The sequence below is a fragment of the Burkholderia sp. F1 genome (assembly GCF_050813845.1).
In the GTDB taxonomy this organism is placed as follows: Bacteria; Pseudomonadota; Gammaproteobacteria; order Burkholderiales; family Burkholderiaceae; genus Burkholderia; species Burkholderia ubonensis.
The window spans coordinates 728077-754599 of sequence record NZ_CP172421.1; the positions used below are offsets into that span (position 1 = coordinate 728077).

Here is a 26523-nt window from a genome sequence, read left to right on the forward strand (position 1 = left end):
TGATCGGATTCGATGATAACCACATCAAAAAAGACCATTGGCGCAGTGCCGGGCCAGGGATCGAAGATACGGTCAGCGCGAGACCGGCCGCGATGGGCGGCCGGCTCGCCCGGCACTCGAGGAGACAGACATGGCGAATGCGCTTGACCGGTTCCGCCTGGACGGCCGCCGCGCACTGATCACCGGATCGGGACGCGGGATCGGGCTGACGCTCGCCCGCGGCCTGGCCGAAGCGGGGGCGGCGATCGTCATCAATGATCGCGATGAGGGCAAGGCGGCGTCGCTCGCGCGGCAGTTCCGCGAGGAAGGCTTCACGGCCGACTATGCGGTGTTCGACGTGACCGGGCATGGCCAGGTGCGCGCGGCGATCGACGACTTCGAGGCGCGCGTCGGCGCGATCGACATTCTCGTCAACAATGCCGGCATCCAGCGCCGCGCGCCGCTCGACGCGTTCGATCCCGACGACTGGCACGCGCTGATGCGCGTGAACCTCGACGGCGTGTTCAACGTCGCGCAGGCGGTCGCACGCCACATGATCGCGCGCGGACGCGGCAAGATCATCAACATCTGCTCGGTGCAGAGCGAGCTCGCGCGGCCGTCGATCGCGCCGTATGCGGCCACCAAGGGCGCGGTGCGGATGCTCACGAAGGGCATGTGCGCGGACTGGGCGCGCCACGGCATCCAGGCCAACGGCCTCGCGCCCGGTTATTTCGAAACCGAACTGAATCGGGCGCTGGTCGACGATCCCGGGTTTTCCGACTGGCTGTGCAAGCGCACGCCGGCCGGCCGCTGGGGGCGCGTCGACGAGCTGTGCGGCGCGGCGATCTTTCTGGCGTCCGCGGCGTCCGATTTTGTGAACGGCCAGACGCTGTTCGTCGACGGCGGCATGACGAGCGCCGTATAAGGGGAACCATCATGCGCATGCGTTGCATGTGTCTCGTGATTCATGGGCCGAACGACCTGCGGCTCGAGGAGCAGGACCCGGGCGAGATCGGCCCGGGCCAGGTGCGGGTCGACGTCGCGATGGGCGGCATCTGCGGGTCCGACCTGCATTATTTCCGGCACGGCGGTTTCGGGACGGTGCGCCTGCAGCAGCCGATGGTGCTCGGGCACGAGGTGGCCGGCACGGTCGCCGCGGTCGCGCCGGACGTGACGTCCGTGCAGGTCGGCGACCGCGTCGCGGTCAATCCGAGCCGGCCGTGCGGCGCATGCCGCTACTGCGCCGAAGGCTTGCCGAACCAGTGTCTCGACATGCGCTTCTATGGCAGCGCGATGCGGATGCCGCACGTGCAGGGCGCGTTCCGCAATGCGCTGGTGTGCGACGCGCGCCAGTGCGTGAAGGTCGCGGATCACGTGCCGCTGTCGCTCGCCGCGCTCGCGGAGCCGTTCGCGGTCGGCCTGCACGCGGTGTCGCGCGCCGGTCCACTGATCGGCCGCCGCGTGCTGGTGTCCGGCTGCGGGCCGATCGGCGCACTGGCCGTGGCGGCCGCCCGCGCCCACGGCGCGGCGGAAGTGGTTGCGACCGACGTCGTCGACGAGCCGCTCGCGATCGCGCGCGCGCTCGGCGCCGACTGCACGATCAACGCGGCGACCGATACGGCGTGGGTTGCGCGCTACGGCGCGGACAAGGGCACGTTCGACGTGATGCTCGAATGCTCGGGCAATGCGCGCGCGCTGCGCGACGGGCTCGACGTGATGCGCCCGCGCGGCGTCGTCGTGCAGCTCGGGCTCGGCGGCGACGTGAGCCTGCCGCAGAACGTCGTGGTCGCGAAGGAGCTGTCGATCTGCGGGTCGTTCCGCTTCCATTCGGAGTTCGCGCTGGCCGTGCAGCTGATCAACGAAAGCCGCGTCGACCTGCGGCCCGCCGTGACCGGGGTGTTCCCGATGCGCGACGCGGGCCGCGCGTTCGAGCTGGCGGGCGACCGGCGGCGCGCGATGAAGGTGCTGATCGATTTCGCGGACGCGGCGGCGTGACGCCGGCGGGGCGGATGGGTGGTCGGGCGGCTGCCATCCGGTCCTGCGCGATCCCGCGACAGATTGCGTCCTGCCGACGGAAGTCGCGTTACTGCGTCGCCTGCCGTGCGCCGACGCGCTGCGACGCAAGCCAGAGCGCGATCAGCGCGCCCGCCAGCACCGCGCCCGCGACACACACGCCGCGCCAGCCGTCGACGCCGAACGCGGCGCTCGCCGCGAACGACCCGAGCGCGCCGCCGAGGAAGTAGCTCGTCAGGTAGATCGTCGTCACGCGGCTGCGCGCGTCGCCGGCGAGCGCGTAGATCACGCTCTGGTTCGAGATGTGCATGCCCTGCACGCCGACGTCGAGCAGCAGGATCCCGGCGATCAGCGCCGTGAGCGAGTGCGCGCCGGCGGCGATCAGTGCGAACGACGCGAGCACCGCGGCGGCGAACAGGCCCGTCGCCGCGTTGCCGTGCCCGCGGTCGACGAGCCGCCCCGCCGATGTCGCCGCCAGCGCGCCGACCGCCCCGACCACGCCGAACAGGCCGATCTGGCCTTCCGTATAGCCATAGGGCGGCTGGCTGAGCAGGAACGTGAGGCCGGTCCACAGCAGGCTGAAGCACGCGAACACGAGCGCGCCGTAGGCGGAGCGCAGCGCGATCAGCGGCTGCGCGCGCACGAGCGCGGCGAGCGACTTCATCAGCGCCGCGTAATCGAGCCGCGCATCGCGGCGGTCCTTCGGCAGCTTCGCCGCGAGCACGCCGGTCAGGCCCAGCACCATCAGCGCGGCGATCGCGTACACCGCGCGCCAGCCGAGCCAGTCGGCGATCGCGCCGGCCGCGACGCGCGCGAGCAGGATGCCGAGCAGCAGGCCGCTCATCACCGTGCCCACCGCGCGGCCGCGCGTGCGCGCGTCGGCGAGCGACGCGGCGAACGGCACCAGGAGCTGCGTCGAGCAGGTGACGAAGCCGACGGCGACGTTCGCGGCGATGAACGTGGTGAAGTTCGTGCTGCAGGCCACCGCCACCAGCGCGACCACGTTGAGCGCGAGCAGCCGGACGATCAGCGTGTGCCGGTTGAGCGCGTCGCCGAGCGGCACGATCAGCAGCAGGCTTGCCGCGTAGCCGAGCTGCGTGAGTGTGACGAGATAGCCGAGTTCGGCCGGCGCGCGTCCGAAGCTGCGCGCGATTGCGGCGAGCAGCGGCTGCGCGTAATAGATATTGCCGATGACGATGCCGCACGCGCAGGCGAACAGCAGCGTCATGCCGCGCGTCAGGGGCGGGTGGGTGTCGTGGTGCGGTTTCATGAGTCGGGAAAGCGGCGGCGCGGACCGGCGGCATGTGTCGCCGGCGTGGCGCGGGTTACAGGAAACGGGCCGGCGCGGATCTGCCGGCCAGGTGTGCCGGGCGGCGCGGTTGCCGCATTCGCGGGTCGCACCGATGCGGCGGCAGGCACGGCGTGCCGGTATCGAAGTGCGTATGATGCGGACATCCGACCATAGCGTCCAAGACTGGATTGCTATGGTTTCGATTGGTTGAACCAATACCTGATCCGCGATGCTCCTCCGCCACATCCGCTATTTCCTGGCCGTCGCCGAACAGCGCAATTTCACGCGCGCGGCCGAGGTGCTGCACGTGTCGCAGCCGACGCTGTCGCAGCAGATTCGCCAGCTCGAGGATCAGCTCGGCGTGCAGCTGTTCGACCGCTCGGGCCGTGCCGTGCGGCTCACCGAATTCGGCGAGGCCTACGCGCGGCATGCGCGCGCCGCGTTGCACGAGCTCGACGCGGGGCAGCGCGCGGTGCATGACGTCGCGGACCTGAGCAGCGGGTCGCTGCGGCTCGCGATGACGCCGACCTTCACCGCGTACCTGATCGGCTCGCTCGTCGATGCGTTCAACACGGCGTACCCGAACGTCACGCTGACGATCGACGCGATGCCGCAGGAGCGGATCGAGGCGCTGCTCGCCGACGACCGGCTCGACGCCGGCTTCGCGTTCACGCCCGCACGGCTGCCGGACATCGACGTGACGCCGCTGTGGGACGAATCGCTCGTGCTCGTGGCGGGCCGCACGCACCGTCTCGCGCGCCGCCGCCGCGCGCTGACGCCGGCCGAGCTCGGCGACGAGCCGCTGATCCTGCTGAGCCGCGCGTTCGCGACGCGCGCGAGCATCGACCAGTATTTCGTCGACCACGGCGCGCGGCCGCGCATCGCGATCGAGGTGAACGCGATCAACGCGATTCTCGAGATGGTGCGGCGCGGCCGCCTCGCGACGGTGCTGCCGGACGCGATCGCGCGGGCGAGCGGCGATCTGTGCGCGCTGGAACTCGATCCGCCGCTGCCGACGCGCACGGCCGCGCTGCTGACGCGCAAGGGCGCGTACCGCAGCGTCGCGGCGCGCGCGTTCGTCGAACGCACGCTCGCGCATCGCGATGCGCAGGCGTTAGCGGACGTTGGTTGACGTTAGTGGACTTTGGCCGGAACGATCGCGGAGACCGGAAAGGCTGAAGAGCGCCGGAAGCGCCGGAAGCGCCGGAAGCGCCGGAAAGGCGGAACGACCGGCCGACCGGCCGCTCAGGCGCCCGGCGTCGGGAAGAACACGCCCGCGCGCTGCGCCGCGTTCGAGATGTGCGTCTCGATCGCCGCGCCGGCGGCGGCCGGATCGCGCGCGATCAGCGCGTCGACGATCGCGCGGTGCTCGTGCCACGTCGAGAACAGCAGCTCGCGCCGGTAGAACGGCATCCGCTGGCTTTCCTTCATGATGTCGGCGCTGCTGCGCAGGATCGATTCGATCGCCGCGTTGCCGGCCACGTTGACGATCCGCATGTGGAATTCGAAGTCGAGCTGCGACGCCTCGTCGAGCGCGTTGTCGGTCAGCGCGACGTGCAGTTCGGCGAGGTTGTCCTCGAACCACGCGATGTCGTCGTCGGTGACGACGCGCGCGGCCATCCGCGCGGCGAAGCCTTCGAGCGCATAGCGCATCTGGTAGGTGTCGGGCGGCGACGACTGCTCGGCGAAACGCCACGCATGGCCGGCCGTCGCCTGCGCGCTTTCGACATAGACGCCCTTGCCCGCGCGGATGCGCAGCATCCCGAGCGCCTCGAGCGTCGACAGCGCCTCGCGCAGCGACGCGCGGCTGATCTCCAGCTCCTCGGAAAGCTGGCGCTGGGCCGGCAGCAGGCTGCCGACCGGATACACGCCTGCCTCGATCCGGTCGCGGATCGTCGCGATGGCGGCGTCGGTCACGGTGTGCGGAACGTTTTTCATGATGCGAATGATGGCCGGTCTGACCGGCATTGTAATCCGCACGCGCGCGGTGCATCGCCGGCCTACGGGAAAGTCACGATCCGGCTCGCGCTCCAGCCCCGCCGGAGGGGCTGGAAAGGGGCGGGAAATCCCTATTTTGTTCTTCCTTGACTCGACTATATCGGCTTCCTACTATCGTCCATAACATCACTGGTCTTACCAGTATGAACAGACGAAACTGCAACCGTTGGTTCGGGAGAGCGCCGTGTCGAAATTCCTCAATTCGCTGTTTGGCCGGGTAGTTGTCGCATTGGTCCTCGGGGTCGCGCTAGGCGCGTTCTTCCCGCATTTCGCCGAGTCGCTGCGGCCGCTCGGCGACGGTTTCCTGAAGCTCATCAAGATGGTCATCGGCCCGATCGTGTTCTGCGTCGTGGTCAGCGGGATGGCCAATGCGGGCGACCTGAAGAAGGTCGGCCGGGTCGGCCTGAAGGCCGTCGTCTACTTCGAGGTGATGACCACGCTCGCGCTCGGCATCGGGCTCGTGCTCGCGTGGCTGACGCGCCCCGGCGTCGGGATGAACATCGATCTGCATTCGCTCGACGCGGCGTCGCTCGCGTCGTACGCGAAGAACGCCGAGAGCCTGAAGGACACGGCCGGCTACCTGATGAAGATCATCCCCGACACCGCGATCGACGCGTTCGCGAAGGGCGACATCCTGCAGATCCTCGTGTTCGCGGTGCTGTTCGGCTCGGCGCTGTCGCTGCTCGGCGACAAGGCGAAGCGCGTCAACTCGCTGATCGAGGAGCTGTCGCACGTGTTCTTCCGCGTGATCGGTTTCATCATCAAGCTCGCGCCGCTCGGCGTGCTCGGCGCGATCGCGTTCACGACCGGCAAGTACGGCGTCGCGTCGTTGAAGCAGCTCGGCTACCTCGTCGCCGTGTTCTACCTGAGCTGCATCGTGTTCGTCACCGTGGTGCTCGGCATCGTGATGCGGTTCGCCGGCTTCTCCGTGTTCAAGCTGATCCGCTACCTGCGCGAGGAGCTGTCGATCGTGCTCGGCACGGCGTCGTCGGACGCGGTGCTGCCGCAGGTGATGCGCAAGCTCGAATACATGGGCATCAAGGACTCGACGGTCGGCCTCGTGATCCCGACCGGCTATTCGTTCAACCTCGACGGCTTCTCGATCTACCTGACGCTCGCGGTGCTGTTCATCGCGCAGGCGACCAACACGCCGCTGTCGACGCACGACCTGATCGTCGTGCTGCTGGTGTCGCTCGTCACGTCGAAGGGCGCGCACGGAATTCCGGGCTCGGCGATCGTGATCCTCGCGGCGACGCTGTCGGCGATTCCCGCGATTCCCGTCCTCGGCCTCGTGCTGATCCTGCCGGTCGACTGGTTCGTCGGCATCGCCCGCGCGCTGACCAACCTGATCGGCAACTGCGTCGCGACGGTGGTCGTCGCGGTGTGGGAGAACGATATCGACAAGGCTCGCGCGAAGCGCGTGCTGAACCGCGAACTGCGCTACGTGCCGGCCGAGGAGGAGGATGTCGCCGGCACCGCGCCGCTTGCCGGCGACCAGGCTCACGCGATCTGAGCGCGCTTCGACCCGCATTCCCGTCATGCCGCCGGCGTCTCGACGCGCCGGCGTTTCAGCCAGAATTGAGGAGACGACATGGCAGCCCCTATTCTCGATCCGAACGCGCCGGCCTTCACGCGGCGCTACATGAACCTCGCCGATCCGCGCCTCGGTGCGAAGGCGCTCTACGCGAGCGACGAGTTCTTCGCGCCGAAGGAGCGCATGCTGAACCCGGAGCCGGCCGTGTTCATTCCCGGCAAGTACGACGATCACGGCAAGTGGATGGACGGCTGGGAGACGCGCCGCAAGCGCACGACCGGCCACGATTTCTGCGTGATCCGGCTCGCGCGGCCGGGCGTGATCCACGGCGTCGATCTCGATACCAGTCACTTCACCGGCAACTTCCCGCCGGCCGCGTCGATCGAAGGCTGCATTGCCGACGCCGAGATGCCGCCCGACGATGCCGAATGGCGCCCGATCGTGCCCGCGACGACGCTGCAGGGCAACAGCCACCACTACGTCGACGTGACCGATCCGCAGCCCTGCACGCACCTGCGCGTGAACCTGTACCCGGACGGCGGGCTCGCGCGGCTGCGCGTGTATGGCCAGCCGCAGCGCGACTGGAGCCGCGCGCCGCACGGCGAGCTGACCGACCTCGCGGCGGCCGAGCACGGCGGCTGCGTGGTCGCCGCGAACAACCAGCACTTCGGCGCGGCGTCGCAGATGCTGATGCCGGGGCGCGGCGTGAACATGGGCGACGGCTGGGAAACCCGCCGCCGCCGGGAGCCGGGCAACGACTGGGCGATCGTCGCGCTCGCGCGGCCGGGCGTGATCCGCCGCGTCGAGGTCGACACCGCGTTCTTCAAGGGCAACTTTCCGGACCGCTGTTCGCTGCAGGCCGCCTATGTCGCGGGCGGCACCGACGATTCGCTGGTCACGCAGGCGATGTTCTGGCCCGAACTGCTCGGCGAGCAAAAGCTGTCGATGGACCACGTCCATGCGTTCGACCAGCTCGCGGCGCTCGGCCCGGTCACGCACGTGCGCTTCAACATCTTCCCGGACGGCGGCGTGTCGCGCCTGCGCCTGTGGGGCGAACCGGTCTGACGGAGGGGAAGGACATGAGCGGACCGCACACCTTGCGCGTCGAGCGCCTGACCCGCGACGCGTTCGCGCCGTTCGGCGACGTGATCGCGCTCGACGGCGCCCGGCATTTTCCGATCAACGGCGGCACGACCGAGCGCTTCCACGACCTCGCGACGATCGACGTGTGCGAGGACGGCGGGCGCCCGCTCGTCAGCGTGTTTCGCGCGCAGCCGCGCACGCTGCCGATCGCGATCACGATGATGGAGCGCCATCCGCACGGCAGCCAGGCGTTCATTCCGCTCGCGGCGGTGTCGCGCTACGCGATCGTCGTCGCGCCGGCGGGCGAGTTCCGGCCGGACGCGATGCGCGCGTTCCTGGCGGAAGGCTGGCAGGGCGTGAATTACGCGAAGGGTGTCTGGCACCATCCGCTGCTCGCGCTCGATGCGGTGAGCGACTTCGTCGTCGTCGACCGCGGCGGCGCGCAGCCGAACTGCGACGAGATCCCGCTCGACGGCGTCTGGCGGCTCGAACTCGCGCCGGCCTGCGCGAGCGCGGCCTGACCGGCACCGGAACGCGCCACAAAAGACGACGGCCCGGCCGGCGGGATGCCGGGCGGGCCGTTTCGCGTGCGCGTGCGCGCGGATCAGTGCTTGCGGTGCGGGCAGTTCTCGGTCGTGCAGGAGCCGTACATCGCGAGCGAGTGCTCCTGGAGCTTGAAGCCGCGTTCCCGCGCGATCGACTGCTGGCGGCTCTCGATCTCCGCGTCGAAGAACTCCTCGACCCGGCCACAGTCGAGGCACACGAGGTGGTCGTGGTGCGAGCCCTCGTTCAGCTCGAATACCGCCTTGCCGGACTCGAAGTTGCTGCGCGTCAGCAGGCCGGCCTGCTCGAACTGCGTCAGCACGCGGTAGACCGTCGCGAGCCCGATGTCGAGCTGCTCGTTGAGCAGGTTGCGGTAGACGTCTTCGGCCGTCAGGTGGCGGACGGGGCTTTGCTGGAAGATCTCGAGAATCTTGAGGCGCGGTAGGGTGGCCTTCAGCCCGATATTCTTGAGATCCGTCGGATTGGTCATGGCTAGGCATCCCTAGAGTACAATGCAGGGCTTCAATGTTACCGGCTTTTCGCCGTTACAGAAACACGCGCGGCCTGCGAGGCGGGTCAGCACGGTGAGGGAAATGATTCCAGAATCTCTTTCGCACTTTCAGAGGAGCCGCATGCGGAGTGCCATCATCGCTGCCGCCGCCGTTGCCGCGCTGGCTGGTTGTTCGTCGTACGACAGCGTGACGCAGCGCATCGCGCAGCGCATCACACCCTACCGGATCACGGTCGTGCAGGGTAACTTCGTGTCGCAGGAGAAGGCGTCGCAGCTGCAGACCGGGATGACGCGCGAGCAGGTGCGCGCGCTGCTCGGTACCCCGCTGCTTTCGGACATGTTCCACGCCGACCGCTGGGATTACCTGTTCTACTTCAAGCGCGGCTCGACGTCCGTCGTCCAGCAGCGCGATCTCGTGCTGACGTTCTCGGGCGACCGCCTCGCAGGCTGGACGGGTGCCGACAACCTGCCGTCGGAGCTCGACCTGCTGGCCGACATCGACGGCGACAAGCGCGGCAAGAAGGCGAAGCAGGCGGCTGCCGCACCGGCGGCGGTCGTGGTGCCGGAAGCGGCGAGCGCCAGCGCCGTCGCCGACCAGGACGCGAACGCGCAAGCCGCGCGCGCGGCCAACCGCGCGACCAGCCAGGTGTCCGGGCAGGGCGGGTCCTCGCGGCGCTTCACGCCGTCCGCGCAGGCGTCGGCCGGTGCGCCGGTGCCGGGCGGGCAGCCGCCGGGCGCGAACCCGACGATCCAGCCGCAGTTCCAGTTCCATCGCCCGCCGCAGCCGACCGTGTCGAACGAGGCAGCGCCGCCCGTCGGCCCGCAGGGGTCCGATGCGCTGCAGAATCAGTCCGTCACCACACCGGCGCAATAAGCGCGCGGCGCGCGGAAACGGGGCGGCATGCGCCGCCCGCTCTTGACCCTTTCGTGTAGAAAGCCATGAAGATTGCGATTGCCGGGGCGTCGGGCCGCATGGGCCGGATGCTGATCGAAACCGTTCTTAACGATTCCGACGCGCAGCTCGTCGGCGCGCTCGACCGCGCCGGCTCGCCACATCTCGGCCAGGACGCGGGCGCGTTCCTCGGCAGGGAAACCGGCGTCCGGCTGACCGACGACCTCGACGCCGTGTTCGCGCAGGCCGACTACCTGATCGATTTCACGCGTCCGGAAGGCACGATCGCGCACGTCGAGGCCGCGCTGCGCCACGACGTGAAGCTCGTGATCGGCACGACCGGCTTCACCGACGAGCAGAAGGCGACGCTGCGCGCCGCGTCGGACCAGATCGGCATCGTGTTCTCCGCGAACATGAGCGTCGGCGTGAACGTCACGCTGAAGCTGCTCGAATTCGCCGCGAAGCACTTCTCGCACGGCTACGACATCGAGATCATCGAGGCCCATCACCGTCACAAGGTCGATGCGCCGTCGGGCACCGCGCTGATGATGGGCGAAGCGGTCGCCGGCGCGCTCGGCCGTTCGCTCGACGACTGCGCGGTGTACGGCCGCCACGGCGTGACGGGCGAGCGCGATCCGTCGACGATCGGCTTCTCGGCGATCCGCGGCGGCGACATCGTCGGCGACCACACCGTGCTGTTCGCCGGGATCGGCGAGCGGATCGAGATCACCCACAAGTCGTCGAGCCGCGTGTCGTACGCGCAGGGCGCGCTGCGCGCGGTGCGCTTCCTGTCGGCGCGCGGCGCCGGCCTGTACGAGATGCAGGACGTGCTCGGCCTGCGCTGACGCGCGCCGGACACTCCGATGGCGATTCCCACCGGCGTTATCCACTACCTCGAAAGCGGCGATGCGGTCACGCACGCCGTCGCCTACGTGCTGGCGGCGATGTCCGTCGCCAGCTGGTGCTTCCTCGTCGTGAAGGCGTGGCTGCTGGTCCGTGCGAAGTGGCAGGGGCCGGGCGCGCTCGCCGCGTTCTGGCGGGCGCCGACGCTCGACGCGGGCATCGCGGCGCTTGCCGGCGCCGATCGCGAGCGCGTGTTCGTGCCGCTTGCCGAAGCCGCCCGCGACGCCGCCCACGACCACGACCCCGCCGCGCTGGCCGCGCGCGTCGAACGCAGCGAGCGGGTGCTGCGTGCGCTGCGCCATGCGATGCTGCGCTCGCAGCGGCGGCTCGAGTTCGGCCAGGTGCTGCTCGCGTCGATCGGCAGCACCGCGCCGTTCGTCGGGCTGCTCGGCACCGTCTGGGGCATCTATCACGCGCTCGGCAGCATCGCCGCGAGCGGGCAGGCGCAGATCGAGAGCGTCGCGGGGCCGGTCGGCGAGGCGCTGATCATGACCGCGTTCGGGCTCGTGGTCGCGATCCCGGCCGTGCTCGCGTACAACATCCTCGGGCGGCTCGTGCGCCAGCTCGCCGAGGAGCTCGACGGCTTCGCGCGCGACCTGCACGTGTTCGTGTGCGCGAGCGACGCCTGACGCGCGCTTTCCGAAAAGGGGCAACCATGGCATTCGGCGGACTGGAGCACCACAAGACGTCCGCGCCGATGGCGGAGATCAACATGACGCCGCTGATCGACGTGATGCTCGTGCTGCTCGTCATTTTCATCGTGACCGCGCCGCTGATGACGCATGCGATCCGGCTCGACCTGCCGAAGGTTGCGGCCGAAGCCGCGCGCGACACGCCGCAGGCCATCACGCTGTCGATCGACGACGCGGGCAAGCTCTATTGGGAAGACACGCCGGTCGCGCTCGACGCGCTGCCGGCGAGGTTCAGCGCGGCCGCCGCGGGCGGCTCGCCGCCCGAGCTGAGGCTGCGCGCGTCGCGCGCGACGCGCTACGACGTGATCGCGCAGGTGATGGGCGCGGCGCAAGCCGCGGGCCTCGCGCGGATCGGTTTCGTGACCGACCTGCCAATGCCGCAGGGCGGTTCCGTCGCGCCGCCCGCCGCGCCGGCGAACCGCTGAGCGGGCCGGGGCCCGCCACGCCGCCGTTGCGAACGGGCCGCGGCCCGCGAGACCGGCCGTGCGGGCCGGCGCGGACGGTATAATCGTCGTTTTTCCCCGGTTGGCAGAAATTCTCCAGGTAACCCGGGCAAGCACGATTTTCGATCCACACTCCCGCGCGTGTCCGTCACGCCGCTTAAAGCCTAGTCCGAACCACACCATGCACGAGAGATACGTACCCGCCGACGTCGAAGCCGCCGCCCAGCGCGACTGGCGCGCAGCCGATGCTTACAAGACGAAGGAAGACACGCAGAAGCCGAAGTTCTACTGCGTGTCGATGCTGCCGTACCCGTCCGGCAAGCTGCACATGGGTCACGTGCGCAACTACACGATCAACGACGTGATGTACCGCTATCTGCGGATGAACGGCTACAACACGCTGATGCCGATGGGCTGGGACGCGTTCGGGATGCCGGCCGAGAACGCCGCGATGGCGAACGGCGTGCCGCCCGCGAAGTGGACCTACGACAACATCGACTACATGAAGGGCCAGATGCAGTCGATGGGGCTCGCGATCGACTGGTCGCGCGAGATCGCGACCTGCAAGCCCGACTACTACAAGTGGAACCAGTGGCTGTTCCTGAAGATGCTCGAGAAGGGCATCGCGTACAAGAAGACGGGCACCGTGAACTGGGACCCGGTCGACCAGACCGTGCTCGCGAACGAGCAGGTGATCGACGGGCGCGGCTGGCGCTCGGGCGCGCTCGTCGAGAAGCGCGAGATCCCGATGTACTACCTGCGCATCACGCAGTACGCGGATGAGCTGCTGAACGATCTCGACGGCCTCGGCTGGCCGGAGCGCGTGAAGATCATGCAGCAGAACTGGATCGGCAAGAGCTTCGGCGTGAACTTCGGCTTCCCGTACGCGCTCGACGGCGAGCAGAAGCTGCTGCGCGTGTTCACGACCCGCGCGGACACGATCATGGGCGTGACGTTCTGCGCGATCGCGGCCGAACACCCGCTCGCGACGCATCTCGCGCAGGGCAAGCCGGAACTGCAGGCGTTCATCGACGAATGCAAGCGCGGCGGCGTCGCCGAGGTCGACATGGCGACGATGGAGAAGAAGGGCGTCCCGACCGGCTTCACGGTCACGCATCCGCTGACGGGCGAGCCGGTCGAGGTGTGGATCGGCAACTACGTGCTGATGAGCTACGGCGAAGGCGCGGTGATGGGCGTGCCCGGGCACGACGAGCGCGACTTCGCGTTCGCGAAGAAATACCACCTGCCGATCAAGCAGGTGATCGCGGCCGAAGGCCAGACCTGGTCGACCGACGCATGGCAGGAGTGGTACGGCGACAAGGACGTCGCCGTGTGCGTGAACAGCGGCAAGTACGACGGCCTGAACTACGGCGCGGCGGTCGACGCGATCGCGGCCGACCTGAAGGCCGGCGGCTTCGGCGACAAGCAGGTCACGTGGCGCCTGCGCGACTGGGGCGTCTCGCGCCAGCGCTACTGGGGCACGCCGATCCCGATCATCCACTGCCCGTCGTGCGGCGACGTGCCGGTGCCGGAGCAGGACCTGCCGGTCGTGCTGCCGGAAGACCTCGTGCCGGACGGCTCGGGCAACCCGCTCGCGAAGTCGGAAGCGTTCCTGAACTGCGCGTGCCCGAAGTGCGGCGCGGCCGCGAAGCGCGAGACCGACACGATGGACACGTTCGTCGATTCGTCGTGGTACTTCTCGCGCTACACGGCGCCGGACGCCGCCACGATGGTCGACGCGCGCACCGACTACTGGATGCCGATGGACCAGTACATCGGCGGCATCGAGCACGCGATCCTGCACCTGCTGTACTCGCGCTTCTGGACCAAGGTGATGCGCGACCTCGGCCTCGTGAAGTTCGGCGAGCCGGCGAAGAACCTGCTGACGCAGGGCATGGTGCTGAACGAGACGTTCTACCGCGAGGACGCGTCGGGCAAGAAGACCTGGTACAACCCGGCCGACGTGACCGTTGCGTTCGACGAGAAGGGCCGCCCGGTCGGCGCGACGCTGAACGCGGACGGCCAGCCGGTCGTGCTCGGCGGCATCGAGAAGATGTCGAAGTCGAAGAACAACGGCGTCGATCCGCAGGTGCTGATCGACCAGTACGGCGCGGACACCGCGCGCCTGTTCACGATGTTCGCCGCGCCGCCGGAGCAGCAGCTCGAGTGGTCCGGCGCGGGCGTCGAGGGCGCGAGCCGCTTCCTGCGCCGCGTGTGGAGCTTCGGCGCCGCGAACCGCGAAGCGCTCGCGGAGCGCGCGGCGTTCGACGCGGCCAAGCTCGGCGACGCCGACAAGGCGCTGCGCCGCGAGATCTACAGCGTGCTGAAGCAGGCCGACTTCGACTATCAGCGCCTGCAGTACAACACGGTCGTGTCGGCCACGATGAAGATGCTCAACGCGATCGACGGCGCGAAGGGCGCGACGCCCGCCGTGCTGCGCGAAGTGTACGGCGTGCTGCTGCGCGTGCTGTACCCGGTCGTGCCGCACATCACGTTCGAGCTCTGGAAGACGCTCGGCTATGCGGACGAATTCGGCCCGCTGCTCGACGCGCCGTGGCCGAAGGTCGACGAGGCTGCGCTCGAGCAGGCCGAGATCGAACTCGTGCTGCAGGTGAACGGCAAGGTGCGCGGCGCGCTGAAGGTCGCGAAGGACGCGAGCCGCGAGGCCATCGAGGCCGCGGCGGTTGCCGACGAGGCGTTCGCGAAGTTCGGCGAGGGCAAGCCGGCGAAGAAGATCGTCGTCGTGCCGGGCCGCCTCGTGAACATCGTCGTCTGAGGGCCGGCAGGCCCTCGGCGAATTCTGAAGGAGCGAAGGTGATCCGCAGATCGTTTTTGATGCTCGTCGGCAGCGCGGTCATGCTGTCGGCATGCGGTTTCCAGTTGCGGGGCCAGCAGGACTATGCGTTCAAGCACCTGCTGATCGCCGGTGCGCCGGCACCCGTCGAGGCGCGGCTCACGCGCCTCGTCGAGGCCGGCAGCGACACGAAGGTCGTCAAGGTGCCGGACGAGGCCGACGCGGTGCTGCACATGTCGGAATCGCGCGCGCAGGGCACGCTGACGCTGAACCAGTACGGCGCGGTCGCGGAATACGTGCTCAATTACTCGCTGGGCTACACGCTGACGAGCAAGGACGGCACGGTGCTGATTCCGCCGAGCCTGATCGCGCTGAACCGCGCGATGACGTACAGCGACCAGTACACGAACGCGAAGGCGCAGGAAGCCGATATTCTCTACGGCGACATGCAGCGGGACGCGGTCGACCAGCTGATGCGCCGTCTCGCGATCGTGCATTCGCTGAATCCGGCGCCGGAAGACGTGGTGCCGGGCGTCGCGCCGCGCGCGCCGCTGCCGCCGCCGCCGCTGTGAAACGCGGGCGCACGAACCGATGCAACTGCGACTAGACGCGCTGGAGCCGCACCTCGCGAAGGGGCTGGCCGGGCTCTACACCGTATTCGGCGACGAGCCGCTGCTCGCGCAGGAAGCGTGCGACCGGATCCGCGCCGCCGCGCGCGCGGCCGGCTTCACCGAGCGCTCGGTGCACACGGTCGAGCGCGGCTTCGACTGGAGCCTGCTGCTCGGCGCGACCCAGGCGATGTCGCTGTTCGGCGAGCGCCAGCTGATCGAGCTGCGCATTCCGTCGGGCAAGCCCGGCAAGGAAGGCGCCGACGCGCTGAAGGCGCTCGCCGCCGCGAGCAATCCGGACGCGCTGGTGCTCGTCACGCTGCCGCGCCTCGATGCGGCGACGCAGAAATCCGCGTGGTTCACCGCGCTCCTGAACGGCGGCGTCGCGCTGAAGATCGATCCGGTCGACCGCGCGCAGTTGCCGAACTGGATCGGCCAGCGCCTCGCGATGCAGGGCCAGCGCGTCGCGGCCGGCGAGGATGGCCGGCGCGCGCTGCAGTTCATTGCGGAGCGCGTCGAGGGCAACCTGCTCGCCGCGCACCAGGAAATCCAGAAGCTCGGCCTGCTGTATCCGCAGGGCGCGCTGTCGTTCGAGCAGATGCACGACGCGGTGCTGAACGTCGCCCGCTACGACGTCTTCAAGCTGAACGAGGCGATGCTCGCCGGCGACGCCGCGCGGCTCGCGCGGATGATCGACGGCCTGAAGGGCGAGGGCGAGGCGATCGTGCTCGTGATGTGGGCGGTCGTCGAGGAGCTGCGCACGCTGCTGCGGATCAAGCGCGGCGTGACGGCCGGCAAGCCGCTCGCAACGCTGCTGCGCGAGAACCGAGTATGGGGGCCGCGCGAGCGGCTGGTCGGCCCCGCGCTCGGCCGCGTGACCGAAGCCGCGCTCGAGAAGGCGCTGGCGTTCGCCGCGCGGCTCGACCGGCAGGTCAAGGGCCTGTCCGCGGTGACGCCGGGCCGGCGCACGCAGGACGAACCGCCGCCCGATCCGTGGGACGGCCTGTTCCAGCTCGCGATGACGGTCGCGGGCACGCAGGGCGAGCGACCGTCGACCGCGGGTCGCATGCGGCGCTAAGTCCCGGCTCCGGCCTCAGCGCGCCGTCCGCAACCCGCTTACAATTGCTTCGACAGCCGGCGCGGCCGATGCCGCCGCGTCGCGCCTTTCCCGACGAATTCACGCCGCGTTGCGCGGCCCGCTTTTCGAGTCACACGATGGATATCGATCAGTACATGACGGACCTGGGGCGCCGCGCCCGGCAGGCTTCCCGCGCGATGGCGCGTGCGAGCACGGCGGCGAAGAACGCGGCGCTCGATGCGGTCGCCCGCGCGATCGAGCGCGATGCGCAGGCGCTGAAGGACGCGAACGCGCGCGACGTCGCGCGGGCCCGCGACAAAGGGCACGATGCGGCGTTCATCGATCGCCTGACGCTGTCCGACAAGGCGCTGAACACGATGGTCGAAGGGCTGCGCCAGGTCGCGTCGCTCGCCGATCCGATCGGCGAGATCGGCAATCTCAAGTTCCGTCCGAGCGGGATCCAGGTCGGCCAGATGCGCGTGCCGCTCGGCGTGATCGGCATCATCTACGAATCGCGCCCGAACGTGACGATCGACGCGGCGGCGCTGTGCCTGAAGTCCGGCAACGCGACGATCCTGCGCGGCGGCTCCGAGGCGCTCGAATCGAATGCCGCGCTCGCGAAGCTGATCGGCGAAGGGCTCGCGTCGGCGGGCCTGCCGCAGGACGCGGTGCAGGTTGTCGAAACCGCCGATCGCGCAGCGGTCGGCAAGCTGATCACGATGACCGAATACGTCGACGTGATCGTGCCGCGCGGCGGCAAGAGCCTGATCGAGCGCCTGATCAACGAGGCGCGCGTGCCGATGATCAAGCACCTCGACGGCATCTGCCACGTATACGTCGACGATCGCGCGGACCTGGCCAAGGCGATCACCGTCTGCGACAACGCGAAGACGCACCGCTACGGCACGTGCAACACGATGGAGACGCTGCTCGTCGCGAGCGGCATCGCGCCGGCGGTGCTGCCGCCGCTCGGCCGCCTGTATCGCGAGAAGAACGTCGAGCTGCGCGTCGATGCGGCCGCGCGCGCGGTGCTCGCCGACGCCGGCGTCGGCGAGCTCGTCGACGCGACCGAAGAAGATTGGCATACCGAATATCTCGCGCCGGTGCTCGCGATCAAGATCGTCGACGGCCTCGACGCCGCGATCGAGCACATCAACCATTACGGCTCGCACCACACGGACGCGATCGTCACCGAGGATCACGACCGCGCGATGCGCTTCCTGCGCGAAGTCGATTCGGCGAGCGTGATGGTCAACGCATCGACGCGCTTCGCCGACGGCTTCGAATTCGGCCTCGGCGCGGAGATCGGCATCTCGAACGACAAGCTGCATGCACGCGGCCCGGTCGGTCTCGAGGGGCTGACGTCGCTGAAGTACGTCGTGCTCGGGCACGGCGAAGGACGTCAGTAACGCGAGGCGCGCAACCGATGGCAATGCTCTGGGTCAAGACGTTCCATATCGTACTGATCGCGTCGTGGTTCGCGGGGCTGTTCTACCTGCCGCGCATCTACGTGAACCTCGCGATGGAAACCGATCCCGCCGCGATTCGCCGGCTGCTCGTGATGGCGCGCAAGCTGTTCCGCTTCATGACGTTCATCGCGGTGCCGGCGCTCGCGTGCGGCATGTGGCTGTGGCTCGTGATCGGCATCGGCCAGGGGCAGGGCTGGGTGCACGCGAAGGTCACGGTCGTGCTGCTGCTGATCGTCTATCACGCGTATTGCGGCCACCTGCTGAAGGTGTTCGAGCGCGGCGAGAACCGCCGCTCCGACCGGTGGTATCGCGTGTTCAACGAACTGCCGGTGCTCGGGATGCTCGCGGCGGTCGCGCTCGCGGTCATCAAGCCGTTCTGATCCGGCCGCGCGGCACGCGTGCATGCGCAACGGCGCCCCTCGGGGCGCCGTTTTCCGTTGTGCGCGCGGATGCCGCTATTCCTTCGAGTTCGCGTCGATCCGGCGGCGCGTGATCGCTTCCTTCGCGCGGCCGACCCGTTCCATCAGCGCGGGCCCGCGCGACAGCGCGACGCCGACCGCGAGGATGTCGCCGATAGCAAGGTGCGACATCCGCGACGTCATCGGCGAGAACACGTCGGTTTCCTCCGCGACGTTCGACGCCAGGCTCACCGTCGCCAGCTTCGCGAGCGGCGAGTGGCTTTGCGTGATCGCGACGACTTTCGCGCCGCACGCGAGCGCCGCGCGCGCGGCCTCGACGATGTCGCGCGTGCGGCCGGTGTTCGAGATCGCGACGACGACGTCCTGCGGGCCGAGCAGCGCCGACGACATCGAGAACGTGTGCGGATCCGAATACGCGACGCTCGGCACGCCGAGCCGGAAGAACTTGTGCTGGATGTCCTGCGCGGCGATGCCCGAGCCGCCCGCGCCGTAGAACTCGATCCGCGACGCGTTCGACAGCAGCGCGATCGCATCGGCGACGCTGCCCGCCGACAGGCTGTTGCGCACCTCGATCAGCGCGCCGATCGTGCGGTCGAACACCTTGCCGATGATGCCCGGCGCGGGCTCGTCCGGCTCGACGTCGCGGTAGACCGACGACACGCCCGGCGCGACGCTCTGCGCGAGCCGGATCTTGAATTCGCGAAAGCCGCTGCAGCCGAGCGCCTGGCAGAAGCGCGCGATCGTCGGCTGGCTGACGCCGGCGCGCGCGGACAGCTCGGTCATCGCGAGGTCGAGCACCTCGCGCGGCGCGGCGAGGATGTAGTCGGCGAGCTTGCGCTCGGACGGGCGCAGTTCGGGGCGGATCGCTTCGATGCGGGGCAGCATGGGACGGCAGGTGGAAATCGGGTTCGGATGAGCGAGTGTATCGCAATCAAATTGTAGAAAATCTACATGAAAATGCTAGCTCGAATTGACGGGCTTGGCGGCGGGCTCGAGATGTATGGTTAGGGTTTTCACTAGTCAATGCCTTGTCTGAGGCGGGAATTCGAGTTTCGGGCCTGCCAACCCGCATTGCATGCGTGTAGTTTTTCTACTAGACTGGCTTCGTTCAGTCGTTGCATTCGACCGTCCCCACGATTCCAACCGCCGGTGTCGGCCGGCATACAGGAGCGCCCAGCATGACCTCGCTGCATCCCACCCTGGCGAAAGTCACCGAACGCGTGATCGCGCGCAGCCAGTCGACCCGTTCCGCTTACCTGAAGCGCATCGACGGCGCGCAGGGCCGGTTCCCCGCACGCGGCGCGCTGTCTTGCGCGAACCTCGCGCACGGTTTCGCGGGCCTCGAAGGCAACGACAAGTTCGAAATCAAGGCGATCAAGCAACCGAACATCGGCATCGTGTCCTCGTACAACGAGATGCTGTCCGCGCACGCGCCGTACAAGGATTTCCCCGACATCATCAAGGCGGCCGCGCGCGCGAACGGCGGCGTCGCGCAGTTCGCGGGCGGCGTGCCGGCGATGTGCGACGGGGTTACGCAGGGCAACCCGGGGATGGAGCTGTCGCTGTTCTCGCGCGAGGCGATCGCGATGGGCACCGCGATCGCGCTCACGCACAACATGTTCGACGCGGCGCTGTGCCTCGGCATCTGCGACAAGATCGTGCCGGGCCTGTTGATCGGCGCGCTGCAGTTCGGCCACCTGCCGACGATCTTCGTGCCGGCCGGCCCGATGACGAGCGGCCTGTCCAACGACGACAAGGCGAGGATCCGCCAGCAGTTCGCGACCGGCCAGGTCGGCCGCGACGCGCTGCTCGAGGCCGAGTCGGCCGCATACCACGGCCACGGCACCTGCACGTTCTACGGCACCGCGAACAGCAACCAGATGCTGATGGAGCTGATGGGCCTGCACCTGCCGGGCTCGGCGTTCGTCCATCCGCATACGCCGCTGCGCGACGCGCTGACGGCCGAGGCCGCGCGCCGCGTGCTCGACCTGACCGTCGAGCGCGGCCACTACACGCCGATCGGCCACGTGATCGACGAGAAGGCGATCGTCAACGGCATCGTCGCGCTGCTCGCGACGGGCGGCTCGACCAACCACACGCTGCACCTCGTCGCGATCGCGCGCGCGGCCGGCGTCCTGATCGACTGGGACGACTTCGACGAGCTGTCGGGCGCGGTGCCGCTGCTCGCGAAAATCTATCCGAACGGCAAGGCCGACGTGAACCACTTCCACGCGGCGGGCGGCATCGCGTTCCTGGTGCGCAACCTGCTCGAAGGCGGGCTGCTGCATGAGGACGTGACGACCGTCGCCGGCAAGGGGCTTTCGCACTACACGAAGGAGCCGAGGCTGATCGACGGCAAGCTGACGTGGGTCGACGGCGCGGCCGAGAGCCACGACGCGAAGGTGCTGCGCCCGATCGGCGAGCCGTTCCAGCCAGACGGCGGGCTGCGCCTGATGCAGGGCCGCCTCGGCCGCGGCGTGATCAAGATTTCGGCGGTCGCGCCGGAGCACCGCAAGGTGAAGGCGAGCGCGATCGTGTTCGATTCGCAGGAGGCCGTGCAGGAAGCGTTCGATCGCGGCGAGCTGAAGCGCGACTTCGTCGCGGTGGTGCGTTTCCAGGGCGCGCGCGCGAACGGGATGCCCGAGCTGCACCGTTTGACGCCGCTGCTCGGCGTGCTGCAGGATCAGGGCTTTCATGTCGCGCTCGTCACCGACGGCCGCATGTCCGGCGCGTCGGGCAAGGTGCCGGCGGTGATTCACGTGTCGCCGGAGGCGCTGCTGAGCGGCCCGCTCGGCAAGGTGCGGACGGGCGACACGCTCGTGATCGACGCGGAGGCGGGCGTGCTCGACATCGAGATCGACGACGCCGAATGGCACGCGCGCCCGGTCGCGCAGCCGCTGCACCAGGCGGACAACGAGGTGGGCTTCGGGCGCGAGCTGTTCGGCGTATTCCGCGCGGCGGCCGCGCCGGCGGAGCAGGGCGCATCGGTTTTCGGGGCGCTGGTCGGCGAAGCGGCCGCCCGCGTCACCGCGTAACTTCGAGATTCAAGGAGAGGCATCGATGAAGACGATTGGCGAAATCGTGAAGCTGGGCCCGGTGATTCCGGTGCTCGCATTCGACTCGGTCGAGCAGGGCGAACAGGTGTCGCGCGCGCTGCACGCGGGCGGCGTGAAGGTGCTCGAGATCACGCTGCGCACCGCGGCGGGCCTGGAGGCGATCGAACGCGCGAGCCAGCTCGCGGACGACATCGTCGTCGGCGTCGGCACCATCACGAAGCCCGAGCATTGCGCGCAGGCGAAGAAGGCCGGCGCGCAGTTCGGCGTGTCGCCGGGCCTGACGAAGGACCTGCACCTCGCCGCGCTCGACGCGGGCCTGCCGCTGCTGCCGGGCGTGATGACGCCGAGCGACATCATCCAGGCGCTCGAATTCGGCTACGAGATCGTCAAGTTCTTCCCGGCCCAGCAGGCGGGCGGCGTGCCGATGCTGCAGGCGTTCCACGGCCCGTTCCCCGCGCTGAAGTTCTGCCCGACGGGCGGCATCACGGTCGACACCGCGCCGAATTTCCTCAAGTTGCCGAACGTCGTGTGCGTCGGCGGCTCGTGGCTGACCCCGAAGGCGGCGCTCGCCGCGCAGGACTGGGCGGAAGTCACGCGCCTCGCGCAAGCCGCCAGCCAGCTCCCCCGTTGAACTTGTACGAAATGGCAGCTTCACCCTCGGTCGAACAGCGCTTAGTGCTTGTTTTGCCGAGGGTTTTTGCTGATGGAACCGGTTCTATCGCTCGGCGGTAAAGATAAGTAAAATTCAGCGTCCTGACGGCGGGGGGCACCCCGCCATTTCGGAGACCTGCATAGCCGGGCATACTCGCAACCAGCCTCGCGCATGGCGCAAGGCGGCCCGATTCGAATAAATCCCAAGGAGGAGTCCACATGGGCGCTGTCCAAGGCAGCATGCTGCTCATTTACACCGTGATCGCGATCGTGGCGCTGATCGTGATGATCGCGCGGTTCAAGATCTATCCGTTCCTGGTCCTCATCATCGTGTCGCTCGGCCTCGGCCTGGTCGTCGGGATGCCGATGGACAAGATCGTCAAGTCGTTCGAGACGGGCACCGGCGGCACGCTCGGCCATATCGCGATCGTCGTCGGCCTCGGCACGATGCTCGGCAAGATGATGGCCGAATCGGGCGGCGCGGAGCGGATCGCGACCACGCTGATCGACTGGTTCGGTGAAAAGAACATCCACTGGGCGATGATGTTCGTCGCGATCATCGTCGGCCTGCCGGTGTTCTTCGAAGTCGGCTTCGTGCTGCTGATCCCGATCGCGTTCAACGTCGCGAAGCGCACCGGCAAGTCGCTGCTCGTCGTCGGCCTGCCGATGGTCGCGGGCCTGTCGGTCGTGCACGGCCTGATTCCGCCGCACCCGGCCGCGCTGCTCGCGGTGCAGCAATACGGCGCCGACATCGGCAAGACGATCGCGTTCGGCCTGATCGTCGGCGTGCCGACCGCGATCGTCGCCGGTCCGCTGTTCGCGCTGACGATCTCGAAGTTCGTGAAGCTGCCGGAAAACAACCCGCTCGCCGCGCAATTCGTCGAATCGCACACCGAGGGCAAGAAGCGCGAACTGCCGGGCTTCGGCATCACGCTGTTCACGATCATGCTGCCGGTGATCCTGATGCTGGTCGGCAGCTGGGCCGACCTCGTGTTCGCACCGAAGACGCTGCCGAACAGCCTGCTGCGCTTCGCCGGCAACTCGGACGTCGCGCTGCTGATCGCGGTGCTCGTGAGCTTCTTCACGTTCGGCAGGCTGCAGGGCTTCAACCGCGAGCAGATCCAGAAGTTCTGCGGCGAGTGCCTGGCGCCGATCGCAGGGATTACGCTGATCGTCGGCGCGGGCGGCGGCTTTGGCGGTATCCTGCGTGACAGCGGGATCTCGCAGCAGATCGTCGCGACCGCGACGCAGGCGCATCTGTCGCCGCTGCTGCTCGGCTGGTTCGTCGCGGCGCTGATTCGTCTGGCCACGGGCTCGGCGACGGTCGCGATGACGACCGCCTGCGGCATCGTCGCGCCGATCGCGGCCGCGTCGGGCGTGACGGTTCGTCCGGAACTGCTGGTGCTGGCGACGGGATCGGGTTCGCTGATCTTCTCGCACGTCAACGACGGCGGCTTCTGGCTGATCAAGGAGTATTTCGGGATGACGGTCGGCCAGACGTTCAAGACCTGGACGCTGCTCGAAACGATCATCTCGGTGCTCGGCCTCACGTTTACGCTGGTGCTGAGCGCGTTTCTGTAACAAGGGGTAGTCAATGATTCTGATCGCAATGGGCGTGTCGGGCGCGGGCAAGTCGCGAATCGGCGAGATGCTGGCGGAGCGCCTGTCGTGCAGCTATACCGACGGCGACGCGTTTCACAGCGCCGCCAACAAGGAGAAGATGCACCAGGGCATTCCGCTGACCGACGACGACCGCTGGCCGTGGCTGCGGACGATCCGTGCCGCCATCGAGGACAAGCGGCGCGCGGGCGAGACGGCCGTCTTCACCTGCTCGTCGCTGAAGCGTTCGTACCGCGATGTGCTGCGCGGCAACGACGCCGATGTGCGGTTCGTGTACCTGAAGGGCTCGTTCGACGTGTTGCACGAGCGCCTGAAGAGCCGCACCGGCCATTTCTTCGATCCGTCGCTGCTGCAGAGCCAGCTCGACACGCTCGAGGAGCCGGGCCCGGACGAAGCGATCGAGGTCAGCATCGAGCTGACGCCGGAGCAGATCGTCGATCACGTGATCCGGACGATCGGCGTCGCGCAGCAGCACTGAGCGCGGTTCGCGGCAATCGGACTGGCAAGGGCGCTCGTCGGAGCGCCCTTGCTCATTCTGCGGCCGGCGTTCGCGCGTGGTGCGCGATCCCGTCGAGCAGCACGTCGAGCATCGTGTCGTGCACGACGGCCGGGTCGAGGCGCGCGTAGAGCGGCGCGGCGGATTTCACGAGCGGGTGGCTGGCGTCGGACAGCGCGCCGATTTCCGCGAGCTCGACGTCGTTGGCGGGCCGCGTCAGGCCGCCGGCTTCGGCCGCGGCGAGCCCGATCACGCTCGCATACCAGCCGACGCACACGCACGGCCGCGCCGCGCGCGGGATGCCGGCGTCGGCCAGCGCACGGTGCACGGCCTCGATATGCGCGAGATCGGCCGGCCCGGTGCTGACGTGACGCTGCAGCAGGCCGAACGCGGCCGGATAGCGGAGCGCGAGCCCGCGGTACTGGCGCGCGAGGTCGCGCAGCCGTTCGCGCCACGGCAGGCTGTCGTCGACCGGCGTCAGCGAGCGCGACAGCGCGTTCGCGATCGCCCGGCTCAGCCCTTCCTTCGACTTGAAGTGATAGAGCACGCTCATCGGATCGCAGCCGACCGTTTGCGCGAGCTTGCGCACGCTGAATGCCGCTTCGCCGACGTCTTCGAGCAGCGTCAGCGCGGCCGCGACGATCGCGTCCTTGTCGAGGCCACGCGGGCCTTGGGCGGGTTTGTCCTTCATCGGTGCGGGGATTGGCCGGCGCACGCCGGAGGGCGTGTCGAACCGTAAGCTTGACGAAAGCAGATTCTACACTGTAGAATTATTTCTGCGGTGTAGAAATTGGGTGTCCCGGCACCTTTCAATACGTGCTTTCGCACAGTCCGGGATTCTGGCGACACGAGCGTGTCCGCCGTCAACACGGGCCATTGCGCCCCTTTTATCGTTGACACCCATGTGGAACCGGCTGCCCCACCCGCGAAGCCAGAAGGCTCTTCGACAGGCGGCCCAAGACCATGCAAGTGCAAACATGACTTCGAGCAAACCCCTGATTCAGGACGATTCGCGCTTTGAACAAACGCAACTGAATATCGAGAAAGACAACTGGAACTGGTGCGATCCGGCCCGTTACGACGGCGATCAACCGGCCAACTACTACGAGGCATCGCTGTCGCGCTGGGAAAACAGCGCGCCGCTCGCGCGCGATGCCGTGTGCGACGTGCTGGTGATCGGCGGCGGCCTGCTCGGCGCGTCGGCGGCGCTGCACCTGGCCGAGGCGGGCGTCGACACGATCCTCGTCGACAAGCATCACATCGGTTCGGCCGCATCGGGCCGCAACGGCGGCCAGCTGACCCCGGGCCTCGCGCGCTGGGAAGCGGCCGACATGATCGAGCAGCTGTCGCACGACGACGCGAAGCGCCTGTGGCGTTTCGCGTCGGCCGAGTCGATGGACCTGATCGACGCGATCGGCGCGCGCTACGCGCTCGATCTCGACCGCAAGCGCGGCCACATTACGGCGGCCGTCCACCCCGGCCACATGAGCGCGCTGCTCGACGGCGCGGATGCGCGCCGCAGCCTCGGCGACGCAAGCGTGACGCTGGCCGGCAAGCATCAATTGCAGGACGAATACGTGCGCTCGGCGCTGTATCACGGCGCGGCGATCGACGCGCTGGGCGGCCAGATCCACCCGCTCGCGCTGGTGCGCGGCCTCGTCCACGGCTTCCGCCAGAACGGCGGCGAGCTGTACGAGGGCACCGAGGTGCTCGAGCTCGACGAGACGCCGGACGGCGTCGTCGCGACCACCGCGGGCGGGACGATCACCGCGCGCAAGGGCGTCGTGCTCGCGCTGCACAACACGACCTTCCGGCTGCTCGACGACGGCGGCGCGACGACCGTGCCGTTCTTCACGTACGTGAGCGTGACGGCGCCGCTCGACGTCGACGTCGCGACGCTGATGCCGGCCGGCATGCCCGTGTACGACACGCAGTTCCAGATCGACTATTACCGGCCGGTGCGCGGCAACCGCCTGCTGTTCGGCGGGCAGGGCACCGGCACCTGCTGGGCGCAGCCGGACGTCGACGCGTACCTGCTGACCCGGCTGAATACGGTGTTCCCGCAATATGACGGCCGCTTCGCGCTCGATTACTGCTGGAGCGGCGTCAGCGACTTCACGCTGAACGGCGCGACCGACAGCCGCAAGACCGACGGCCGCGTGCCGATGTACATGGTGCAGGGCTGGAGCGGCCACGGGGTCGCGCAGACGGTGCGAATCGGCAAGGCGATCTGCGACGACTTCGTCGGCCATAACGACGATTTCTCGATGCTGACCGGCATCGACCACCGCGCGATTCCGCTCGGCCGCCAGCTGTCGCCGATCGCGATTCCGGCGGCGAAGGCCGCGATGACCATGATGACGGCGCTGAATCCGGGGAAGATGATCTCGTTCTGATCGCGTAATGCAGGTCGCCGGCCGGAAAAACAAAAACGCCCGATGCGCAATGCA

25 protein-coding genes are annotated in these 26523 nt (G+C 68.6%); 20 read left to right on the forward strand and 5 right to left on the reverse strand.

Features of this window, described 5'->3' with window-relative positions:
- Positions 1 to 130 precede the first annotated feature (130 nt).
- Both ACFIMZ_RS03560 and ACFIMZ_RS03565 read left to right on the forward strand, forming a co-directional pair.
- Positions 131 to 904 (forward strand): SDR family NAD(P)-dependent oxidoreductase, encoded by a 774-nt coding sequence (locus ACFIMZ_RS03560; RefSeq protein WP_431821416.1) that lies wholly within the window; start codon positions 131 to 133, stop codon positions 902 to 904.
- A gap of 11 nt (positions 905 to 915) precedes the next feature.
- On the forward strand, positions 916 to 1974 hold the full coding sequence (locus ACFIMZ_RS03565) for an L-idonate 5-dehydrogenase (RefSeq protein ID WP_431821417.1): 1059 nt from the start codon (positions 916 to 918) through the stop codon (positions 1972 to 1974).
- Positions 1975 to 2062: 88 nt separating this feature from the next.
- On the opposite strand, the gene ACFIMZ_RS03570 is transcribed toward ACFIMZ_RS03565, so the two are convergent.
- Positions 2063 to 3262 carry an MFS transporter gene (locus ACFIMZ_RS03570; protein ID WP_431821418.1) on the reverse strand — a complete coding sequence of 400 codons (1200 nt, stop codon included), beginning with the start codon at positions 3260 to 3262 and terminating at the stop codon, positions 2063 to 2065.
- 250 nt (positions 3263 to 3512) lie between these two features.
- Between ACFIMZ_RS03570 and cynR the strand changes: the two genes are divergently transcribed.
- Complete coding sequence (cynR, locus tag ACFIMZ_RS03575; RefSeq protein WP_431821419.1) at positions 3513 to 4415, forward strand: transcriptional regulator CynR; 903 nt, start codon at positions 3513 to 3515, stop codon at positions 4413 to 4415.
- Positions 4416 to 4528: 113 nt separating this feature from the next.
- On the opposite strand, the gene ACFIMZ_RS03580 is transcribed toward cynR, so the two are convergent.
- Entirely contained in the window at positions 4529 to 5251 is a 723-nt protein-coding gene (locus tag ACFIMZ_RS03580) for a FadR/GntR family transcriptional regulator (protein WP_431821420.1), read from the reverse strand.
- Positions 5252 to 5465: 214 nt separating this feature from the next.
- On the opposite strand from ACFIMZ_RS03580, the gene ACFIMZ_RS03585 reads away from it, so the two are divergent.
- From ACFIMZ_RS03585 to ACFIMZ_RS03595, 3 genes are all read left to right on the forward strand, one after another.
- Positions 5466 to 6794 carry a C4-dicarboxylate transporter DctA gene (locus ACFIMZ_RS03585; protein ID WP_431821421.1) on the forward strand — a complete coding sequence of 443 codons (1329 nt, stop codon included), beginning with the start codon at positions 5466 to 5468 and terminating at the stop codon, positions 6792 to 6794.
- A gap of 78 nt (positions 6795 to 6872) precedes the next feature.
- Positions 6873 to 7880 (forward strand): allantoicase, encoded by a 1008-nt coding sequence (alc, locus tag ACFIMZ_RS03590; protein WP_431821422.1) that lies wholly within the window; start codon positions 6873 to 6875, stop codon positions 7878 to 7880.
- Between the two features lie 14 nt (positions 7881 to 7894).
- Positions 7895 to 8419, forward strand: coding sequence for an ureidoglycolate lyase (locus ACFIMZ_RS03595; protein ID WP_431821423.1), 525 nt, complete (start codon positions 7895 to 7897; stop codon positions 8417 to 8419).
- An 83-nt stretch (positions 8420 to 8502) separates the two neighbouring features.
- Here the strand turns inward: ACFIMZ_RS03595 and fur are convergent, their stop codons facing one another.
- Positions 8503 to 8931: a ferric iron uptake transcriptional regulator gene (fur, locus tag ACFIMZ_RS03600; RefSeq protein ID WP_010091326.1), complete on the reverse strand. Its 429-nt coding sequence runs from the start codon at positions 8929 to 8931 to the stop codon at positions 8503 to 8505.
- A gap of 142 nt (positions 8932 to 9073) precedes the next feature.
- Here fur and ACFIMZ_RS03605 point away from each other — a divergent pair, with 142 nt between their 5' ends.
- The 9 genes from ACFIMZ_RS03605 to ACFIMZ_RS03645 all read left to right on the forward strand — a co-directional run bounded on the left by ACFIMZ_RS03605 (position 9074) and on the right by ACFIMZ_RS03645 (position 18211).
- The gene (locus ACFIMZ_RS03605) at positions 9074 to 9826 is read left to right on the forward strand and encodes an outer membrane protein assembly factor BamE (RefSeq protein ID WP_431821424.1); all 753 of its coding nucleotides are present in this window, start codon (positions 9074 to 9076) and stop codon (positions 9824 to 9826) included.
- A gap of 65 nt (positions 9827 to 9891) precedes the next feature.
- Positions 9892 to 10689 carry a 4-hydroxy-tetrahydrodipicolinate reductase gene (gene dapB, locus ACFIMZ_RS03610; RefSeq protein ID WP_431821425.1) on the forward strand — a complete coding sequence of 266 codons (798 nt, stop codon included), beginning with the start codon at positions 9892 to 9894 and terminating at the stop codon, positions 10687 to 10689.
- 18 nt (positions 10690 to 10707) lie between these two features.
- Positions 10708 to 11376 (forward strand): MotA/TolQ/ExbB proton channel family protein, encoded by a 669-nt coding sequence (locus tag ACFIMZ_RS03615; protein ID WP_059533500.1) that lies wholly within the window; start codon positions 10708 to 10710, stop codon positions 11374 to 11376.
- 26 nt (positions 11377 to 11402) lie between these two features.
- Entirely contained in the window at positions 11403 to 11864 is a 462-nt protein-coding gene (locus tag ACFIMZ_RS03620; protein ID WP_431821426.1) for an ExbD/TolR family protein, read from the forward strand.
- Between the two features lie 199 nt (positions 11865 to 12063).
- Positions 12064 to 14658, forward strand: a complete 2595-nt coding sequence (leuS, locus tag ACFIMZ_RS03625; RefSeq protein WP_431821427.1) for a leucine--tRNA ligase — start codon at positions 12064 to 12066, stop codon at positions 14656 to 14658.
- A gap of 38 nt (positions 14659 to 14696) precedes the next feature.
- Positions 14697 to 15248 (forward strand): LPS assembly lipoprotein LptE, encoded by a 552-nt coding sequence (gene lptE / locus ACFIMZ_RS03630; protein WP_431821428.1) that lies wholly within the window; start codon positions 14697 to 14699, stop codon positions 15246 to 15248.
- Positions 15249 to 15267: 19 nt separating this feature from the next.
- Positions 15268 to 16362: a DNA polymerase III subunit delta gene (holA, locus tag ACFIMZ_RS03635; protein ID WP_431821429.1), complete on the forward strand. Its 1095-nt coding sequence runs from the start codon at positions 15268 to 15270 to the stop codon at positions 16360 to 16362.
- A 137-nt stretch (positions 16363 to 16499) separates the two neighbouring features.
- Positions 16500 to 17771, forward strand: coding sequence for a glutamate-5-semialdehyde dehydrogenase (locus tag ACFIMZ_RS03640; RefSeq protein ID WP_431821430.1), 1272 nt, complete (start codon positions 16500 to 16502; stop codon positions 17769 to 17771).
- A gap of 17 nt (positions 17772 to 17788) precedes the next feature.
- Positions 17789 to 18211: a CopD family protein gene (locus ACFIMZ_RS03645; protein WP_431821431.1), complete on the forward strand. Its 423-nt coding sequence runs from the start codon at positions 17789 to 17791 to the stop codon at positions 18209 to 18211.
- A gap of 75 nt (positions 18212 to 18286) precedes the next feature.
- Here ACFIMZ_RS03645 and ACFIMZ_RS03650 read toward each other — a convergent pair whose 3' ends face one another.
- Positions 18287 to 19135: a MurR/RpiR family transcriptional regulator gene (locus tag ACFIMZ_RS03650; protein WP_431821432.1), complete on the reverse strand. Its 849-nt coding sequence runs from the start codon at positions 19133 to 19135 to the stop codon at positions 18287 to 18289.
- Positions 19136 to 19428: 293 nt separating this feature from the next.
- On the opposite strand from ACFIMZ_RS03650, the gene edd reads away from it, so the two are divergent.
- The 4 genes from edd to ACFIMZ_RS03670 all read left to right on the forward strand — a co-directional run bounded on the left by edd (position 19429) and on the right by ACFIMZ_RS03670 (position 24055).
- Entirely contained in the window at positions 19429 to 21285 is a 1857-nt protein-coding gene (gene edd, locus ACFIMZ_RS03655; RefSeq protein ID WP_431821433.1) for a phosphogluconate dehydratase, read from the forward strand.
- A 25-nt stretch (positions 21286 to 21310) separates the two neighbouring features.
- On the forward strand, positions 21311 to 21937 hold the full coding sequence (eda, locus tag ACFIMZ_RS03660; RefSeq protein ID WP_431821434.1) for a bifunctional 4-hydroxy-2-oxoglutarate aldolase/2-dehydro-3-deoxy-phosphogluconate aldolase: 627 nt from the start codon (positions 21311 to 21313) through the stop codon (positions 21935 to 21937).
- Positions 21938 to 22176: 239 nt separating this feature from the next.
- On the forward strand, positions 22177 to 23538 hold the full coding sequence (locus ACFIMZ_RS03665; RefSeq protein WP_431821435.1) for a GntP family permease: 1362 nt from the start codon (positions 22177 to 22179) through the stop codon (positions 23536 to 23538).
- A gap of 13 nt (positions 23539 to 23551) precedes the next feature.
- Positions 23552 to 24055 (forward strand): gluconokinase, encoded by a 504-nt coding sequence (locus tag ACFIMZ_RS03670; RefSeq protein ID WP_431821436.1) that lies wholly within the window; start codon positions 23552 to 23554, stop codon positions 24053 to 24055.
- Between the two features lie 52 nt (positions 24056 to 24107).
- On the opposite strand, the gene ACFIMZ_RS03675 is transcribed toward ACFIMZ_RS03670, so the two are convergent.
- On the reverse strand, positions 24108 to 24764 hold the full coding sequence (locus ACFIMZ_RS03675; protein WP_431821437.1) for a TetR/AcrR family transcriptional regulator: 657 nt from the start codon (positions 24762 to 24764) through the stop codon (positions 24108 to 24110).
- A 286-nt stretch (positions 24765 to 25050) separates the two neighbouring features.
- Here ACFIMZ_RS03675 and ACFIMZ_RS03680 point away from each other — a divergent pair, with 286 nt between their 5' ends.
- Positions 25051 to 26469, forward strand: coding sequence for an NAD(P)/FAD-dependent oxidoreductase (locus ACFIMZ_RS03680; RefSeq protein WP_431821438.1), 1419 nt, complete (start codon positions 25051 to 25053; stop codon positions 26467 to 26469).
- Positions 26470 to 26523 lie beyond the last annotated feature (54 nt).

Coding starts and splice junctions, on each gene's coding strand:
- ACFIMZ_RS03560 (WP_431821416.1), top strand. CDS start 131: ATGGCGAATGCGCTTGACCGGTTCCGCCTGGACGGCCGCCGCGCACTG.
- ACFIMZ_RS03565 (WP_431821417.1), top strand. CDS start 916: ATGCGCATGCGTTGCATGTGTCTCGTGATTCATGGGCCGAACGACCTG.
- ACFIMZ_RS03570 (WP_431821418.1), bottom strand. CDS start 3,262: ATGAAACCGCACCACGACACCCACCCGCCCCTGACGCGCGGCATGACG.
- cynR (WP_431821419.1), top strand. CDS start 3,513: ATGCTCCTCCGCCACATCCGCTATTTCCTGGCCGTCGCCGAACAGCGC.
- ACFIMZ_RS03580 (WP_431821420.1), bottom strand. CDS start 5,251: ATGCCGGTCAGACCGGCCATCATTCGCATCATGAAAAACGTTCCGCAC.
- alc (WP_431821422.1), top strand. CDS start 6,873: ATGGCAGCCCCTATTCTCGATCCGAACGCGCCGGCCTTCACGCGGCGC.
- ACFIMZ_RS03595 (WP_431821423.1), top strand. CDS start 7,895: ATGAGCGGACCGCACACCTTGCGCGTCGAGCGCCTGACCCGCGACGCG.
- fur (WP_010091326.1), bottom strand. CDS start 8,931: ATGACCAATCCGACGGATCTCAAGAATATCGGGCTGAAGGCCACCCTA.
- ACFIMZ_RS03605 (WP_431821424.1), top strand. CDS start 9,074: ATGCGGAGTGCCATCATCGCTGCCGCCGCCGTTGCCGCGCTGGCTGGT.
- dapB (WP_431821425.1), top strand. CDS start 9,892: ATGAAGATTGCGATTGCCGGGGCGTCGGGCCGCATGGGCCGGATGCTG.
- ACFIMZ_RS03615 (WP_059533500.1), top strand. CDS start 10,708: ATGGCGATTCCCACCGGCGTTATCCACTACCTCGAAAGCGGCGATGCG.
- ACFIMZ_RS03620 (WP_431821426.1), top strand. CDS start 11,403: ATGGCATTCGGCGGACTGGAGCACCACAAGACGTCCGCGCCGATGGCG.
- leuS (WP_431821427.1), top strand. CDS start 12,064: ATGCACGAGAGATACGTACCCGCCGACGTCGAAGCCGCCGCCCAGCGC.
- holA (WP_431821429.1), top strand. CDS start 15,268: ATGCAACTGCGACTAGACGCGCTGGAGCCGCACCTCGCGAAGGGGCTG.
- ACFIMZ_RS03640 (WP_431821430.1), top strand. CDS start 16,500: ATGGATATCGATCAGTACATGACGGACCTGGGGCGCCGCGCCCGGCAG.
- ACFIMZ_RS03645 (WP_431821431.1), top strand. CDS start 17,789: ATGGCAATGCTCTGGGTCAAGACGTTCCATATCGTACTGATCGCGTCG.
- ACFIMZ_RS03650 (WP_431821432.1), bottom strand. CDS start 19,135: ATGCTGCCCCGCATCGAAGCGATCCGCCCCGAACTGCGCCCGTCCGAG.
- edd (WP_431821433.1), top strand. CDS start 19,429: ATGACCTCGCTGCATCCCACCCTGGCGAAAGTCACCGAACGCGTGATC.
- eda (WP_431821434.1), top strand. CDS start 21,311: ATGAAGACGATTGGCGAAATCGTGAAGCTGGGCCCGGTGATTCCGGTG.
- ACFIMZ_RS03665 (WP_431821435.1), top strand. CDS start 22,177: ATGGGCGCTGTCCAAGGCAGCATGCTGCTCATTTACACCGTGATCGCG.
- ACFIMZ_RS03670 (WP_431821436.1), top strand. CDS start 23,552: ATGATTCTGATCGCAATGGGCGTGTCGGGCGCGGGCAAGTCGCGAATC.
- ACFIMZ_RS03675 (WP_431821437.1), bottom strand. CDS start 24,764: ATGAAGGACAAACCCGCCCAAGGCCCGCGTGGCCTCGACAAGGACGCG.
- ACFIMZ_RS03680 (WP_431821438.1), top strand. CDS start 25,051: ATGACTTCGAGCAAACCCCTGATTCAGGACGATTCGCGCTTTGAACAA.